Annotated in this window: 15 protein-coding genes and 1 riboswitch; of the genes, 2 read left to right on the top strand and 13 right to left on the bottom strand. The window is 65.9% G+C overall.

Going from position 1 to position 14,079, the window contains the following annotated elements; translation table 11 throughout:
• Nucleotides 1-32: 32 nt before the first annotated feature.
• From H5V43_RS12570 to H5V43_RS12535, 8 genes are all read right to left on the bottom strand, one after another.
• Complete coding sequence (locus tag H5V43_RS12570) at nt 33-743, bottom strand: DUF2059 domain-containing protein (RefSeq protein WP_025549947.1); 711 nt, start codon at nt 741-743, stop codon at nt 33-35.
• On the bottom strand, nt 743-2,194 hold the full coding sequence (locus H5V43_RS12565) for an NAD(P)-dependent oxidoreductase (RefSeq protein WP_025549946.1): 1,452 nt from the start codon (nt 2,192-2,194) through the stop codon (nt 743-745). The genes H5V43_RS12570 and H5V43_RS12565 overlap by 1 nt, the downstream gene beginning before the upstream one ends.
• A 165-nt stretch (nt 2,195-2,359) precedes the next feature.
• Complete coding sequence (locus tag H5V43_RS12560; protein WP_025549945.1) at nt 2,360-3,169, bottom strand: undecaprenyl-diphosphate phosphatase; 810 nt, start codon at nt 3,167-3,169, stop codon at nt 2,360-2,362.
• Between the two features lie 157 nt (nt 3,170-3,326).
• The gene (locus H5V43_RS12555) at nt 3,327-4,265 is read right to left on the bottom strand and encodes a complex I NDUFA9 subunit family protein (RefSeq protein ID WP_037483117.1); all 939 of its coding nucleotides are present in this window, start codon (nt 4,263-4,265) and stop codon (nt 3,327-3,329) included.
• Between the two features lie 103 nt (nt 4,266-4,368).
• Entirely contained in the window at nt 4,369-4,947 is a 579-nt protein-coding gene (locus H5V43_RS12550) for a TMEM165/GDT1 family protein (RefSeq protein WP_025549943.1), read from the bottom strand.
• A 94-nt stretch (nt 4,948-5,041) separates the two neighbouring features.
• A riboswitch (yybP-ykoY riboswitch) is annotated at nt 5,042-5,159 on the bottom strand.
• 111 nt (nt 5,160-5,270) lie between these two features.
• On the bottom strand, nt 5,271-6,170 hold the full coding sequence (locus tag H5V43_RS12545; RefSeq protein ID WP_025549942.1) for a UTP--glucose-1-phosphate uridylyltransferase: 900 nt from the start codon (nt 6,168-6,170) through the stop codon (nt 5,271-5,273).
• A gap of 87 nt (nt 6,171-6,257) precedes the next feature.
• Entirely contained in the window at nt 6,258-6,686 is a 429-nt protein-coding gene (locus H5V43_RS12540; protein WP_025549941.1) for a hypothetical protein, read from the bottom strand.
• A 198-nt stretch (nt 6,687-6,884) separates the two neighbouring features.
• The gene (locus H5V43_RS12535) at nt 6,885-7,058 is read right to left on the bottom strand and encodes a DUF1674 domain-containing protein (RefSeq protein WP_064485884.1); all 174 of its coding nucleotides are present in this window, start codon (nt 7,056-7,058) and stop codon (nt 6,885-6,887) included.
• 105 nt (nt 7,059-7,163) lie between these two features.
• On the opposite strand from H5V43_RS12535, the gene htpX reads away from it, so the two are divergent.
• Nucleotides 7,164-8,096 carry a zinc metalloprotease HtpX gene (gene htpX / locus H5V43_RS12530; protein WP_025549940.1) on the top strand — a complete coding sequence of 311 codons (933 nt, stop codon included), beginning with the start codon at nt 7,164-7,166 and terminating at the stop codon, nt 8,094-8,096.
• 141 nt (nt 8,097-8,237) lie between these two features.
• Here the strand turns inward: htpX and H5V43_RS12525 are convergent, their stop codons facing one another.
• Nucleotides 8,238-9,473 (bottom strand): murein hydrolase activator EnvC family protein, encoded by a 1,236-nt coding sequence (locus H5V43_RS12525; protein WP_025549939.1) that lies wholly within the window; start codon nt 9,471-9,473, stop codon nt 8,238-8,240.
• 154 nt (nt 9,474-9,627) lie between these two features.
• Nucleotides 9,628-10,050: a 23S rRNA (pseudouridine(1915)-N(3))-methyltransferase RlmH gene (locus H5V43_RS12520; RefSeq protein WP_025549938.1), complete on the bottom strand. Its 423-nt coding sequence runs from the start codon at nt 10,048-10,050 to the stop codon at nt 9,628-9,630.
• Nucleotides 10,051-10,380: 330 nt separating this feature from the next.
• Between H5V43_RS12520 and H5V43_RS12515 the strand changes: the two genes are divergently transcribed.
• The gene (locus tag H5V43_RS12515; protein WP_193666672.1) at nt 10,381-11,322 is read left to right on the top strand and encodes an IS110 family RNA-guided transposase; all 942 of its coding nucleotides are present in this window, start codon (nt 10,381-10,383) and stop codon (nt 11,320-11,322) included.
• 49 nt (nt 11,323-11,371) lie between these two features.
• On the opposite strand, the gene rsfS is transcribed toward H5V43_RS12515, so the two are convergent.
• The 3 genes from rsfS to H5V43_RS12500 form a co-directional block, all read right to left on the bottom strand.
• The gene (gene rsfS, locus H5V43_RS12510) at nt 11,372-11,761 is read right to left on the bottom strand and encodes a ribosome silencing factor (protein WP_044661265.1); all 390 of its coding nucleotides are present in this window, start codon (nt 11,759-11,761) and stop codon (nt 11,372-11,374) included.
• A 12-nt stretch (nt 11,762-11,773) separates the two neighbouring features.
• Nucleotides 11,774-12,406 (bottom strand): nicotinate-nucleotide adenylyltransferase, encoded by a 633-nt coding sequence (locus H5V43_RS12505; protein ID WP_255309038.1) that lies wholly within the window; start codon nt 12,404-12,406, stop codon nt 11,774-11,776.
• 189 nt (nt 12,407-12,595) lie between these two features.
• Nucleotides 12,596-14,029 (bottom strand): DNA recombination protein RmuC, encoded by a 1,434-nt coding sequence (locus H5V43_RS12500; RefSeq protein WP_099186390.1) that lies wholly within the window; start codon nt 14,027-14,029, stop codon nt 12,596-12,598.
• Nucleotides 14,030-14,079 lie beyond the last annotated feature (50 nt).

The following is a 14,079-nucleotide window of genomic DNA, read 5'->3' as shown; positions in this document are numbered from 1 at the left end:
TCCGTTGGTTGCCGGCATCGCCGGCGCTTTTGTCAGTGGGCCTTCTTGGCGTCCGCGCCGAGCAATGCGGTGAGACGCTCGCGTTCAGCCTTCGTCAGATCATTATAGGTTCGCGGCTTGGGCAGCTTGGCGAGTTCCGCCGTGGAGGATTTCATGATCTCCGGCATGGCCTGCATCATTTCAGGCATGATCTTCTGCATCCGCCCGATATAATGCGGGTCGGCGGCCAGCTCCATGAAGCCCGCGCCGAACTTGGCGCCGACGGGCGTTTTCAGGAACGCACCGATCTGATCAAGCTCGGCCGCGCTGTAGCGATGGGCGAACGCTTCCGCCATGCCTTCCCGCATGTCCGGTTCATAACGTCCCATGAAACGACCCATGGCCGGCATCATGCTGTTGACGATCACGTCCATCCGCTTGCGGAAATTGGGATCGATGATCGCCATCATTTCCTCGATCGTGCCTTCACCCAGATGTTCCGCCCGTTCCGGGTCGAGGCCGCCGACCTTCAGGAACTCGCGGATCGGCATCCTGGTCATGCCGTCCATCATCGGTCCCATCATCTTCTGCATCATCGGCCCCATCATCTTTTCCATGGTGCCGTTGGGCAGGATGACGGCGGCAATCGGCTGAGCCTTGGTCAGCAGTGCCGGATCGACAGATTGGACGGCTGCCGCCTGAACCGGGGTCTGCGCCTCAGCCGCGATCGGCGTTGCCAGCAGGAGGAGGAGGGCGGCGCGCATCAGGCGGCCTGCCTTTCCCCGGCCGCCGCTTTCGCCTTGGCCTTGAGATAGCGGTGCATATGTTCGGTCACGTCGCGGCCGTCGCGGATCGCCCAGACCACCAGCGAAGCGCCGCGCACGATGTCGCCTGCCGCGAACACGCCGTCCATGCTGGTCATCATCGTCTTGTGATCGACGCGCAGCGTGCCCCAGCGTGTGACGGACAGGTCCTCCGCGCCGAACAGCCTGGGCAGTTCCTCCGGATCGTAGCCCAGCGCCTTGATGACGAGGTCCGCTTCCAGCGTGTGCTCCGTGCCGGGATCGGGTTCCGGCGCGCGGCGGCCCGATGCGTCGGGCTGGCCAAGGCGCATCTTCGTGACCTTGACACCGGTTACATGCTCCGTGCCTTCAAAGGCGATGGGCGCGGAAAGCCAGACGAATTCAACACCCTCTTCCTCGGCATTGGCGACCTCGCGCTGCGATCCGGGCATATTGTCGCGGTCGCGGCGATAGAGGCACTTCACCGAAGTCGCGCCCTGACGCACGGCGGTGCGGACGCAGTCCATGGCCGTATCGCCGCCGCCGATGACGACGACCTTCTTGCCATTGGCGTGCAGCGAACCGTCCTCATGTTCCGGCACGGCGTCGCCGAAACCGGCCTTGTTGGAGGCGATCAGGAAGTCGAGCGCCTTGACCACGCCCGGCGCGCCGACGCCCGGCGCCTTGATGTCGCGCGGCTTGTACACGCCGGTCGCGATCAGGATGGCGTCATGGCGGCCGCGCAGCTCCTCCATGGTCGCGTCGCGGCCGACCTCGAAGCTTTCGTGGAAGACGATGCCGCCGTCCTTCAGCCGCTGGATGCGGCGCATGACCACATCCTTCTCCAGCTTGAAGCCGGGAATGCCATAGGTCAGCAGCCCGCCCGCCCGGTCGTGCCGGTCATAGACATGCACCTCATAGCCTGCGACCCGCAGATATTCGGCGGTCGTCAGACCCGCCGGACCCGCGCCGATCACGCCGACCGACTGGCCGGTGGGGGCGCCGGGGACCAGCGGTTCGACCCAGCCCTCCTTCCAGGCGGTGTCGGTGATGAACTTTTCGACCGAACCGATGGTGACGGAACCGTGACCCGAAAATTCGATGACGCAATTGCCTTCGCACAGACGGTCCTGCGGGCAGATGCGGCCGCAGATTTCCGGCATGGTGCTGGTCAGGTTGCTGAGTTCATAGGCTTCGCGCAGCCGCCCTTCGGCGGTCAGGCGCAGCCAGTCGGGGATATGGTTGTGCAGCGGGCAATGGGTCGAGCAATAGGGCACGCCGCATTGCGAGCAGCGCGACGCCTGTTCCTCCGCCCGATCCAATATGAAGCTGCGGCTGATCTCCAGGAAATCGTCGGCGCGATCGTCGGCCGAACGCTTCTCGGGATAGGCTTGGCCCGTTCCCACGAATTTCAGCATTGGATTGTCTGCCATGATGAGTCCCTGAAATGAATTTGCAGGGAGCGCATAGCAGAAAAACCCGCAGAGTCACGCGGATTCTGTGATTTATGTCAGCATGATTGACCTATTTTCCGGGAAATGCCTCCGGAACTTCTCCGCTCCTGAAATAATCTTGCGCTAAATAGGTCCGTTTCGGGCTTATCGCAGGGAAAGCCACAGCAGGGCGGCTATTCCCGCGACGATTCGGTACCAGGCGAATGGCGCGAACCCATGGCGCGACACCAGCCCCACAAACCATTTGATGACCAGCACGGCGACGATGAAGGACACCACGAACCCCAGCGCGATGCTGTCCCATCCCACCGCGCCGGAGGTGATCTTGTCGCCATTCTTCAGCAGTTCCAGCGCGGACGCGCCCAGCATGGTCGGGATGGCGAGGAAGAAGCTGAACTCCGCCGCCGTGCGCCGCTCCACCCCCAGCGTCAGCGCGCCCATGATCGTCGCGCCCGACCGGCTGACGCCCGGGATCATGGCCAGGCACTGGATGAAGCCGATGCCCACCACCCGCACGAAGGGAATGTCGGCTATGCCGTGGAACCGGTTTTCCTTCACCATCCGCTCGATCGCCAGGATCGCCACGCCGCCGACGATCAGCGCCCAGGCGACGACCCGCGGCGCGCCCAGCAGTTCCTCGATATGATTATGCAGGGCAAGGCCGATCACCGCCGCCGGAATGAAGGCGACCAGCAGATTGCGCAGGAAACGCCAGCTCGTCGGCTCCTTGCGCAGCAGGCCCATGCCCACCGCCCAGAATGTGCGCCAGTACAGCACCACCACCGCCAGGATCGCGCCCAACTGGATGATGACGTTGAACATCGCCCAGGTGGACGCGTCATAGCCCAGCAATTCGCTCGCCAGGATCAGGTGGCCGGTCGAGGATACGGGCAGGAACTCGGTCAACCCCTCGACGATGCCAAGCAGGATGACTGTCAGATAATGCAGGTCCATGGAGGGATGCAGTCCTTATGGGGCGAACAAAGGGAAACCCTCCCCCGGGGCGGGAGAGGGCGTTGGGTGCGTTGCGCCCATTGTGCAGAAGCGAATGGCCCGCGCAAGACGGCCCGTCGCGGCCCGATGTCGGTCCGGCTGATCGGATTCCGGCGGATCAGGCCTGAACCCGGCCCGCGAAACGGCCATGCTTGCGGTAGCGGACCAGCCATTTCTCCGCGACAGCCGGCATCGGCGTGGGCGCGACGCCCAGTTCGGCCAGCCCGTCCGCGCCGGGCGCGACGACATTGTCCTTGGCCAGCATGGACAACTGGTCCCGCGTGATCGGTCCGCCCGGCAGCATGGCGATCAGCGAGGCGACCGAAGCGGGAACGGCGCACAGGCTGCGATCGCGGCCGATGGTCCTGGCGATCCAGGCGTTGAGTTCCCGCATCGTATAGGTCTGCGGCCCGCCCAGTTCATAGGTCTTGCCGCCATGCTCGCCGGGATTTTCGGCGGCGTTGGCGACGGCCTGCGCCACGTCCGCGACATAGACCGGCTGGAACCGGGTGTCGGCGGCGATCACCGGCACCACCGGGGCGATGCGGACGATCTCCGCAAAGCGATTGAGGAACCGGTCCTCCGGTCCGAAAATGATCGAGGGGCGCAGGATGGTCGCATTGGGGAAGGCGGCCTTGACCGCCGCCTCGCCCTCGGCCTTCGACCGGCCATAGGCGGAGGGGCTCTGCGCATCCGCGCCGATGGCGGAGATGTGGACGAGCGCCTGGACGCCCGCCTCCGCCGCCGCCCTGGCGACGTTCGCCGCGCCGTCATGGTGCGAACCCTGGAAATCGCCCGAGAGCACCCCCACCAGATTGACGACGATGTCGCTGCCGGCAATGGCGCGGGCGACGCTTTCGGGCTTGCGGATGTCCGCCGCGACGAACTGCGTCTGGCCAAGGGCGCCCAGCGGCTTGACGCGCACGGCGGTCGACAGATCGCGCTGCGCCACGCGCACCCGGGCGCCGCGCGCCATCAGCGCCTGGGCGACCTGCCGCCCCACAAAGCCGCCGCCGCCGAACACCGTAACCAGACTGTCCTTCATCACGCGTCCCATGCCTGTCTGTTCAAAGGGAATGACTCTGCGCATCCCCTGTCATCCGATAAGGAATGGCTTTCCGCCATCCCCTTGCAACAGCCGCGGCCCGCTGACAACTGCTTTACCCGATCCAGCCCCGCAAATCAGCAATCATCCACAGGCCCAGGCCCAGGAACAGCAGGGCCGCCCCGATCTGGAGCGCGCGCATCGGCACCTTCTTCGCCAGCACCTCGCCGAACAGCACGGCGGGCACGTTGGCGATCATCATGCCCAGCGTCGTGCCCGCGGTGACCGCAAGCACATTGTCGAACCGCGCGCCCAGCATCACCGTCGCCACCTGCGTCTTGTCGCCCATCTCCACCAGGAAGAAGGCGACCAGCGTCGTCAGGAATACCCCCGCCTTCGACGGCGCGCGCAACGGCTCATCCTCGTCGATCCTGTCGGGGATCAGCGTCCACGCGGCCATCGCGACGAAGCTGGCGGCGACGGCATAGCGGAACCATGGCTCCGTCAGCACGCCGGCGACCGAATGGCCCACCAGCGCGGCGAGGAAATGATTGGCCAGGGTGGCGGCGAATATGCCCGCAATGATGGGCGCCGGCTTGCGAAAGCGGGTGGCGAGCAGCATCGCCAGCAATTGCGTCTTGTCCCCCATTTCCGCGAGCGCGACGAGGGCGGTGGAGGTGAGAAATGCTTCCATCAGGGTCTGTCCGGGCCGGGCGAAGGTGAAGACGCAATGCCACCATCCCCTCCCGCCCGGCTGGACGGAGAAGATGATGCCATTGGTCTCGCCCGATGCGGAAGGACGTTGAAGGTCTCCCGCATCCCGCCCGCCATGGCCTCTCGGCCAAATATGTTGACGAACGGCCCGCTCCCTCGGGAACGGCTGGCTACTCCCCAGATGACGCAGGGGCCCATAGGATGAATCGGCGGCAGAGGCAAGACCGCCCGGCGCTGTTGCCGCGCGCCGCAGAAACGGGAAAGGCGTGGCGGCCGGCCACGCCTTTCCTCTCCATCGCCCTGTCAGGCCGCGGCGGCGATCCCGCTGACGCCCAGTTCGGCCAATGCGAACTTGCGGATATGCTCGCCCATATCCTCGCGGTCCAGCGCGAGGGCGAGGTTCGCCTCGATATATCCTGCCTTCGATCCGCAGTCGAAGCGGCGTCCATCGAAGGTCACGCCATGGAAGGGCTGGGTGCCGATCATCGACGCCATCGCATCGGTAAGCTGAATCTCGCCGCCGGCGCCCTTCTCCTGCGTCTCCAGGATCTTCATCACTTCGGGCTGGAGGATATAGCGGCCCGGCAGGATCAGGTTGGACGGCGCCGTGCCCGGCGCGGGCTTTTCCACCAGTCCCTTCACCTCGGTCAGCGCGCCGTCGCGCTGGCCCGGATCGATCACGCCATAGCTCGGCGTGTCGGCCATCGGCACTTCCAGCGCGCAGACCAGATTGCCCCCGACCCTGTCATAGGCATCGACCATCTGCTTCAGGCATCCCCGGCCCGGCGCGCCCTTCATGAATTCGTCGGGCAGCAGGATCGCGAAAGGCTCATCGCCGACAATGTCCCGCGCACACCAGATGGCGTGGCCCAGGCCCAGCGGCTCCTGCTGGCGCAGGAACACCGCATTGCCCGGCGACAGCCGCGTGCCGTCCAGCGCGGACAGGTCCTTGCCCCGCTCGCGCTGCGTCGCCTCGGCCTCGAAGGCCATGTCGAAATAATCCTCGATCGCGCCCTTGCCGCGGCCGGTCACGAAGATCATCTGCTCGATCCCCGCCTCCCGCGCTTCGTCCACCGCATATTGGATCAGCGGACGGTCGACCACCGGCAGCAATTCCTTGGGCACCGACTTGGTCGCCGGAAGAAAGCGCGTGCCAAGACCTGCGACAGGGAAAACGGCTTTGCGAATCGGTTTGTAGGACATGAGGCTCCTGTTTCTTGGCTCGCGCGCGGAATGAAGGCTTCGCCCTCCGCCGCATAAAGATCAAGCGTGGAAGATTACTTAACCCGTTCAGACAGCCAGCAGGCGCTGCGCCACCCTTTCGAGGGAAGCAATTTCCGCTTCGAGTTGCTCAAGCGAGACATGCGTCTGATTGTTCCGCGCATCGCGGCATGTGAAGCCGCCGGGCGCGGGCTGCTGAAAGCCGCCGATGATGAGCGACCGGAACCGGTCGATCCTCTGCATGTCGCGCTCGATATCCGCTATTTCCGTCAATGCGCCGGCATTGCGCCTGTCCCGCATCGACACCATGGTCCGCAGTTCGGTCATCAGCTTCGTCATGCCCGGACGGGTCCGGGCACCCACGGTCCGCACATCCCCCATGGCTTCCCGCATCATCGCGATCTTCGCCTCCAGGCTCTGTTCCAGCATCGTCCAGGCACAGACCAGACGACCCACTGCACACAGAAGCGCCGCATCCTCTGGCGCGTAATCCGACACTGACCTCACATTGACTTCGGCAACCACGTTCACTTCATCCGCGCCCCGGTATGTTATGCTTTCCGCTCGGATAAAAGCCTGCCCGTTTTGCAGCGCAAAAGGCTAGGGGGGTGTTCGGTGCCGCCCGCATCCGCGGCACAGGCCATCGCCAACTGTGCCCAAACAGCGATGAACCGTTAACCGTCTTTCGCGGCCGGATCAGAAATCGATAGCGATTCCCTTGCGTTCCCAGTCGCCGTAGCGAACGGGGCTCAATAACTCGTCATGGCGGGAGGGACTGTCGATCGGGTCGGGCTGCGGCACCGGCGGGCTCTTGGAAAGGTGCGCGGGCGGCTTCACATGCGCGGGGCGCTTGCCGTTGAAGGTTCCCATCGGTCCATCCTTTCGATTGCGGGGGCGTCATCGCCACCCCATATTCAGGGGCGCCCCATATTCAGAGTAAGGCCGCTATCTGGGCCGTAAAGGAGACTTTCGCAAGTGAGTGGGATGAAGACGGTGATGCTGCTGTCGGCGCTGACGGCGCTGTTCATGGCATTGGGCTACACGCTGGGCGGCAGCGGCGGCGCGGCGATCGCGCTGCTGGTGGCGGCGGGCATGAACCTGTTCACCTTCTGGAACGCCGACAGGATCGTGCTGTCGATGCATCATGCGCGGGAGGTGGATGCGCGGAGCGCGCCCGAATTCTACAGCCTCGTCGCGGACCTCGCCCGGCGCGCCGATCTCCCCATGCCGCGCGTCTATCTGATCGATGAGCCGCACCCCAATGCCTTCGCGACGGGCCGCGACCCGAAGCATGCGGCCGTCGCCGCCACCACCGGCCTGCTGTCGATGCTCAGCCGGGACGAAGTGGCGGGCGTCATGGCGCATGAACTGGGCCATGTGCGCAACCGCGACACGCTGATCATGACGATGGTGGCGACCATTGCGGGCGCGATCTCCATGCTCGCCAATTTCGGCCTGTTCTTCCGCGGCGGCAATCATGACAACGGCCATGGCAATGTCGCCGCGACGCTGCTGGCGGTGATCGTCGCGCCTTTCGCGGCGATGATCGTGCAGATGGCGATCAGCCGCACGCGCGAATATGGCGCCGACCGCGCCGGCGCGGAGATCAGCGGCAATCCCCGCGCGCTCGCCTCCGCCCTCGCCAAGATTTCCGGCCGTGCGGAGGCGATTCCCAATCCGGTGGCGGAACGCAATCCCGCCGCGGCCCAGCTCTATATCGTGCCGGTGCATGTCAGCGAGCTTTTCTCTACCCACCCGGCAACGGAAAAGCGCATCGCCGCGCTGGAGGAGATGGCGGGCGGCCCATCCCTGCCGCCGCGCGCATCCGCCCTATCCCCGTCAGTCCAGTCCCCGGCAGCGACCCGAGCCCGCAAGTCGAGCGCGCTCGATCCGCTGCGCCGGGATTAAGCATCGCCGCTGGCATCCTTGCACCCCGTTCCCACGAGCCGCTTGTCCCGTGGGAGCGCGCGGCCTGCGTCCGATTTAACGCAGCGCGCTCTGGCGCCGCCGTTCCGGGACGAGGGATCGCCTCCGGACTTGCGCGACGGATCAGCCAGCGCCCACCAGCGGCACGATGTCGACAGGGCGGCCGTTCCGTCGCAGTTCGACGGTGATGCTGGGCCGCCCGGGCCCGGCATTGCCGAGCGGATCGCCTTGTCGCACCACATCCCCTACGGCGGCGTTGAGGCGCAGCAGGCCGGTGATCAGTGTCGTCCAGCCGCCGCCATGGTCGATGATGACGATCTGCCCATAGCCGCGAAAGGGGCCCGCAAAGACGACGCGGCCGGCCGTCGGCGCTACGGCCAGAGCGTCGGGGCGCGTGGCGATGGTCAGGCCGCGTGAGCGGACGCCGCCTTCCGACACTTCGCCCATGCCCGTCACCAGCTGGCCGACGACCGGCAGGCGATAGGGCGGCGGCGCGCCAGGGCTGCGCGGACGGGCCGGTGCGGACGCGCGCGCCTGATCGGGTCGGGCGGGGCGCAACAGGGGACCGGGCAGGGCAGCCAGCCGGTCGCGCAGGTCGCCCGCCTCCTCCAGCCTGTCCATCAGGTCGACGATGTCGCGCGCCCGCTCGCCAAGGGCAAGCGCGCGGTCGCTTTCCAGATCGGCATTGGCCCTGTAATCCTGCGCTGCCAGCCGCTTTTGCGTTTCCAGCCTTTGCAGGGCCGCCTGCCGCTGCTTCAGGTCCCGCTGGCTTTGCGCAAGCGAATCCGCCGCCTGCTCGGCCGTCGCGCGCAGGGCGCGGCTGCGCTCCAGTTCCGCGCGCAGGCCGGCGGTCCGCTCCCGGATGACGGGCAGCACCTGCCCCAGCACGGCGCGCATATGGATGGCGTCGTCGATCGATCCCGGCTGGACCAGCGCCAGCGCCAGCGGCCGCTGCGCCATCATCTGCAAGGCTGCGGTCAGGCGGACGACCGGCTCCTGCCTCGCGGCCAGGCGAACGGCCTGTGCCCGCTGGAGCCGGGCGACGATGGCGATGCGGGCCTGCGCGGCCTGTATGTCCGCCTCCGCCTGCTGGATGCGGGCGGCCATGGCGGCGGCGCGGCGGCGGGCCTGGTCGGCTTCGTTGCGGGCGGCGGCGGCCTGCTGTTCCAGCCGTTCGGAGCGCGACCGCGCTTCCTCCGACTGGCGGCGCGCGGCCTTCAGGGCGGCCTGTTCCTCGCTGAGGCTGGTGCCGCCAGTGCCGGTCAGGATGATGGCCTGCCCCTCGGCGGCGGGCAGGCGCGATCCGGCGAGCGCTGCCGCGCCGGCAAGAAAGGCCGCGATGATCGCCGTCCGTTTCAACCAAAACCCCCTGCCGGTTCCGCGGTTCGGCGCCGACCGTCCCTGACTAGGCTGTGTTCCGGCGGAATGAAAGAACCTCCATTCCCGCAGGTTCCTACGCAGGCAGGAACCCGGCTCTTGCACTCCCTGTTCAGAGCAGGAGAAACTTCAGACCCTACCCTTCGCGATGATAGGGATGCCCGGCCAGGATCGAGCAGGCCCGCCACAATTGCTCGGCCAGCATGGCGCGGGCCATCATATGGGGCCATGTCATCGCGCCAAAGGCGATCAGCAGGTCCGCATTGTCCCGATCCGCATCGTCGAAGCCGTCCGCCGCGCCGATCAGGAAGCGGCATTCGCGCTTGCCGGAATCTCGCCACCCCTCGATGCGGCGGGCGAAATCGATGGAACTGAGCTGCCGGCCCTTTTCGTCCAGCATGACGGTGACGGTGCCCGGCGGGGCCGGCGGCAGCTTGCCGCCCCGATCGGGCAGTTCGGTGATCCTGAACGGCATGGTCAGCCGCTTCGCATAACGGTCGACCAGTTCCGCCTCGGGCGAGCGCCCGATCTTTCCGCGCGCGATGATGTGGAGGAGCATGGTCTGCCCCCTTAGAGCATCGTGCAGAAAAATCGTGCAGAAAAGTGGGAACCGGTTTCCGCTTAATGATGCGACGACGAAAATTTAGGGCGCGCGACCTGCGTCCGATTGAACGCAGCGCGCTTGTCTTATGACATTGCGGTCCGTTTGGGTCATGCTGGATTGCCCGGGCCGGGGTGGCCACCCCGGCCCGGGCGGAAGGGGACGGATCGTGAAAGCGCCGGTCGTTGTGGGACCGGGTTAGAGTAGGATCGCCCCTTTCTTTTCGTGTCGGCCCGAACGGATACCGGGGTTTTGGACCCGGATGACAAGCATGGGACAGCGGAAAAGATGAGCGACAATCTACCACAGACGATCGGCATCGACATCTCCAAAGCGAGCCTCGATTGCTATGCTCACCCCATCGGCGTCGAGCGCCAGTTCACCAACACGGCCAAGGGCCACAAGGCACTGATCGCCTGGCTGCGACAATGGCCGGTCGAGCGGATCGCCTATGAGGCAACGGGCACCTATCATCGGGCGCTGGAGGCGGCTCTGGCCGACTGGCCCTGCGTGAAGCTCAACCCGGAGCGCGCCCGGCGCTTCGCCCAGGCGACTGGCATTCTGGCCAAGACCGATCGCATCGATGCCATGTTGCTGGCCCGTATGGCGGCCACCTTGCAGCCGCCGGTCAGACCCGCTCGAAGCGCACAGCAGGCGCAGATAGCGGAGCTCATCAATGCCCGAGACGGCCTCGTGCGCGATCGCACCGCGCTCAAGAATCGCGAGAAGAACCTCACCATCGCCTTCCTCAAGCGCCAGTGCCGGCAGCGGCTCGAGCAGATCGAACGGCATATCGAGGCGCTCGATACCGAGATCGCCAACCTGATCGCCGCCGATGCCGCGCTCGCCCGCCGGCATGAGATCCTCACCAGCATCGCCGGCGTCGGAACGCTGACCGCCAACCAGCTCATCGCCACCATGCCCGAACTCGGCAGCCTCGAGAACAAGCAGGCCGCATCCCTCGCCGGTCTCGCCCCCGTCGCTCGACAGTCCGGACAATGGAAAGGCAAGAGCTTCATCCGCGGCGGACGCGCCAACGTGCGGCAGGCTCTCTATATGCCGGCCCTCGTCGCCGCCCGGTACAATCCCGATCTCAAGGCAAAATATCAGCAGCTCGTTACTGCCGGCAAGCCCGCCAAGATCGCCATCACCGCCGTCATGCGAAAGCTCGTCGTCACCGCGAACGCCATGCTCAAAGCCGATCGATGCTGGACGCAATCTCCAGCTTGATCATCACGGATACTCTAACAAGGCGGGACGCGCTTGTCGAAGCGGCGGGTCAGGCGGTTCCCGCCACCGGCGCGTCGACGAAGCCCCACATCCGCTCCAGATTGTAGAAGCTGCGCACCTCCGGCCGGAACAGATGGACGATCACGTCGCCGGCATCGATCAACACCCAATCGGCCACGGGCAGGCCCTCTATGCGGGCGGAGCGCCCGGTCGCCTGCTTGATCCGCTCAGCCAGCTTCTGCGCCATCGACGCCACCTGACGGGACGAACGCCCGCTGGCGATCACCATGTGATCGGCGATGCTGCTCTTGCCTTCAAGGGGGATGGAGATGGTTTCCTGCGCCTGGTCGTCGTCAAGCGACTTCAAGACAAGGTCATGCAGGGCGGCAACGCTGTCGGCATTATGAGCCGTGTCGTTGGCAGGATGCGGTCTGGTCAAAGATGCTCCATTCTAGACAATCAACCGGCGCGTGAGCGGGTCGCGCACGCGTTTGTGTTCATATTCGCGATGCCAGAGGGGGTCTGCCTGCCGCAGCAGGGTCGCCGATCTTGGATCAGGGCGAAAGCGCAGAAGCACAAGCGCCGGCGGTCTCCAATCCGTCCATGCTGCACTCTGGCGTGCGGGCCGGACGAAGCGCCGCAGCCAGCCCATGGCCGGTGAGCCACGGGCGGCCTCATCATAGCCGGGCCGGGCGATCACGGCAATGGGCATAATCCGGGCTATGCCGCGCCAGTCCCTCCACTGGCCGAATTGCGCGAGATTGTCCGCCCCCATCAGCCAAAGGAACCGGTGGCGCGGATAGCGCCTTCGCAAGGCCTTCACCGTGTCGATGGTGTAGCGGGTGCGCAGCTGCGTTTCTATGGCCGTGGGCCGGATGAGGTTGCGCCGCGCGACTTTTCGGGCGTGGGCGAGACGGGCGGGGAGGGGCGCCATGCCGGCCCGGGGCTTCAGCGGATTGCCCGGCGAAACCAACCACCAGACTTCATCCAGCCGCAAGGCGTGGATCGCGAACCGGGAAATATCCCGATGCCCGTCATGCGCCGGATTGAAGGAGCCGCCGAGAAGGCCGATGCGTTTCATGATTCGCCCATGCCATTTGGCGGGGCCGGGAGCAAATTTCCTGCCGAGTGGGCATGATGCTTAGCCAGCTAATAGATAGATCGAGCGATAAACAGGCCTCCTCCGGTCCACGCTCCTGAGACGGCAGCAGCCCAGTTCCCGAATCCCGCTTCACCCCAAAATAATTAGCCTCCTAACCCATGCACAGGAAATCTACTCCGCCGCATCCGGCAGCGCCTCCGGCAAAGCCCGCAGGGCCTCAGCCGAGGACGGTTCGCGAACCAGCGCCTCCACGGGCTCCAGTTCTTCCAGTTCCTTGCCCCCCGTCTCGATATTCAGGTCGCGCAGCTTGCGGCCCGTCACCAGCACGCGACCCTCGAAGCTGCCGACGAAGCTGTTATAATCCGCCACGGCCCCGTTCAGCCGGTTGCCCAGCTTCTTGAGGGACGCCGCCGCACCGGCCAGCCGCTCGTAAAGTTCCTTGCCCAGCATACCGATCCGCTTGGCCTCATCCGCCATCTTCTCCTGCCGCCACACCGCCGCGACGGTCCGGGCAATGGCGATGAGGTTGGTCGGCGTGGCCAGCAGCACCCGCTTCCCGAAGGCATGGTCCCAAAGCTGCGGATCATGCTCCAGCGCGGCGGAGAGGAAATGTTCGCCGGGCACGAACATGATCACATAATCGGGCGCCTCGTCGAACTGGTCGGCATAGCTTTTCCGCCCCAGCGTCTCGACATGCGCGCGCATCGCAGCCGCATGGGCGGACAGGAGCCGCTTCCTCTCCTCCTCGCCCTCCGCGCCATAGGCGTCCTGATAGGCATTCAACGACACCTTGGCGTCAATCACCAGCGCCCGCCCGCCCGGCACGCGCAGGATCGCGTCGGGGCGCAGCCGGCCGTCCTCGCCCTCCACGCTCACCTCGGTCCGGAAATCCACATGCTCGGAAAGGCCGCATGTCTCCAGGACATTGCGCAATTGCTGCTCGCCCCAGCGGCCCCGCGCCTTGGGCGCATGGCGCAGCGAATCGACCAGCCGCTGTGCCTCGGCCCGCACCGCCTCCTGCCCCGACTTCATCGATTCGATCTCGCCGCGCAGTATGCCATAGGCCTCCGTCCGCTGCTGCTCGATCTGGGTGATCTTCTGGTCGTAACGCTGGATCGTCTCGTTGACCGGATGCAGCAATTGCCTCAGCTGCGCCTCACTCTTCTCATGGGCCTGCATCATGCGCTGGTCGGCGCGTTCCAGGAAATGGCTCTGCGCCTGGTGCAGCAGCTTGCCGCCAATTTCGCTGAACTGGGCCGAAAGCTGCTCCTTCGCATCCTTGAGCGCGGCGATCTGCGCTTCGAAGGCTTCCGCCCGCGCCTGCGTGTCGGATCGCAAGGCCGCCAGTTCCCGCGCCGCCGCTTCGCGCACCGCGCGCTCCGCCTCCAGCTTCTGCGCCAGATCCGCCGCCTGCGCCGCGCGCTCCTGCGCCACCACCAGTTCCTGGATCGCGGCGTTGCGCTGGGCCGCCGCCATGTCGAGCTTGCCTGCCAGATCGGCCTTTTCCGTCAGCAGCGGCGCCACGGACCGGCCCCGCGCCAGCCAGCCGATCGCCAGCCCCGCGACCAGAGCGACAATGATGAGAATGGCGGCCAGGCTGTCCATATATGCCCCTTTGCAGAACGAAAGGTGAACCTAGCCGCATGACGTCACCG

Origin of the sequence: Sphingobium fuliginis (genome assembly GCF_015074805.1) — a bacterium.
In the GTDB taxonomy this organism is placed as follows: domain Bacteria; phylum Pseudomonadota; class Alphaproteobacteria; order Sphingomonadales; family Sphingomonadaceae; genus Sphingobium; species Sphingobium fuliginis.
Note: the sequence above shows the minus strand (reverse complement) of the source record. Positions and strands in the feature narration are given on the sequence as shown.

Excerpts from the sequence above, each read along its gene's own strand:
- H5V43_RS12570 (WP_025549947.1), bottom strand. The coding sequence starts at position 743 with ATGCGCGCCGCCCTCCTCCTCCTGCTGGCAACGCCGATCGCGGCTGAG.
- H5V43_RS12560 (WP_025549945.1), bottom strand. The coding sequence starts at position 3,169 with ATGGACCTGCATTATCTGACAGTCATCCTGCTTGGCATCGTCGAGGGG.
- H5V43_RS12535 (WP_064485884.1), bottom strand. The coding sequence starts at position 7,058 with ATGGGAACCTTCAACGGCAAGCGCCCCGCGCATGTGAAGCCGCCCGCG.
- H5V43_RS12555 (WP_037483117.1), bottom strand. The coding sequence starts at position 4,265 with ATGGGACGCGTGATGAAGGACAGTCTGGTTACGGTGTTCGGCGGCGGC.
- H5V43_RS12550 (WP_025549943.1), bottom strand. The coding sequence starts at position 4,947 with ATGGAAGCATTTCTCACCTCCACCGCCCTCGTCGCGCTCGCGGAAATG.
- H5V43_RS12500 (WP_099186390.1), bottom strand. The coding sequence starts at position 14,029 with ATGGACAGCCTGGCCGCCATTCTCATCATTGTCGCTCTGGTCGCGGGG.
- H5V43_RS12515 (WP_193666672.1), top strand. The coding sequence starts at position 10,381 with ATGAGCGACAATCTACCACAGACGATCGGCATCGACATCTCCAAAGCG.
- H5V43_RS12545 (WP_025549942.1), bottom strand. The coding sequence starts at position 6,170 with ATGTCCTACAAACCGATTCGCAAAGCCGTTTTCCCTGTCGCAGGTCTT.
- H5V43_RS12565 (WP_025549946.1), bottom strand. The coding sequence starts at position 2,194 with ATGGCAGACAATCCAATGCTGAAATTCGTGGGAACGGGCCAAGCCTAT.
- H5V43_RS12520 (WP_025549938.1), bottom strand. The coding sequence starts at position 10,050 with ATGCTCCTCCACATCATCGCGCGCGGAAAGATCGGGCGCTCGCCCGAG.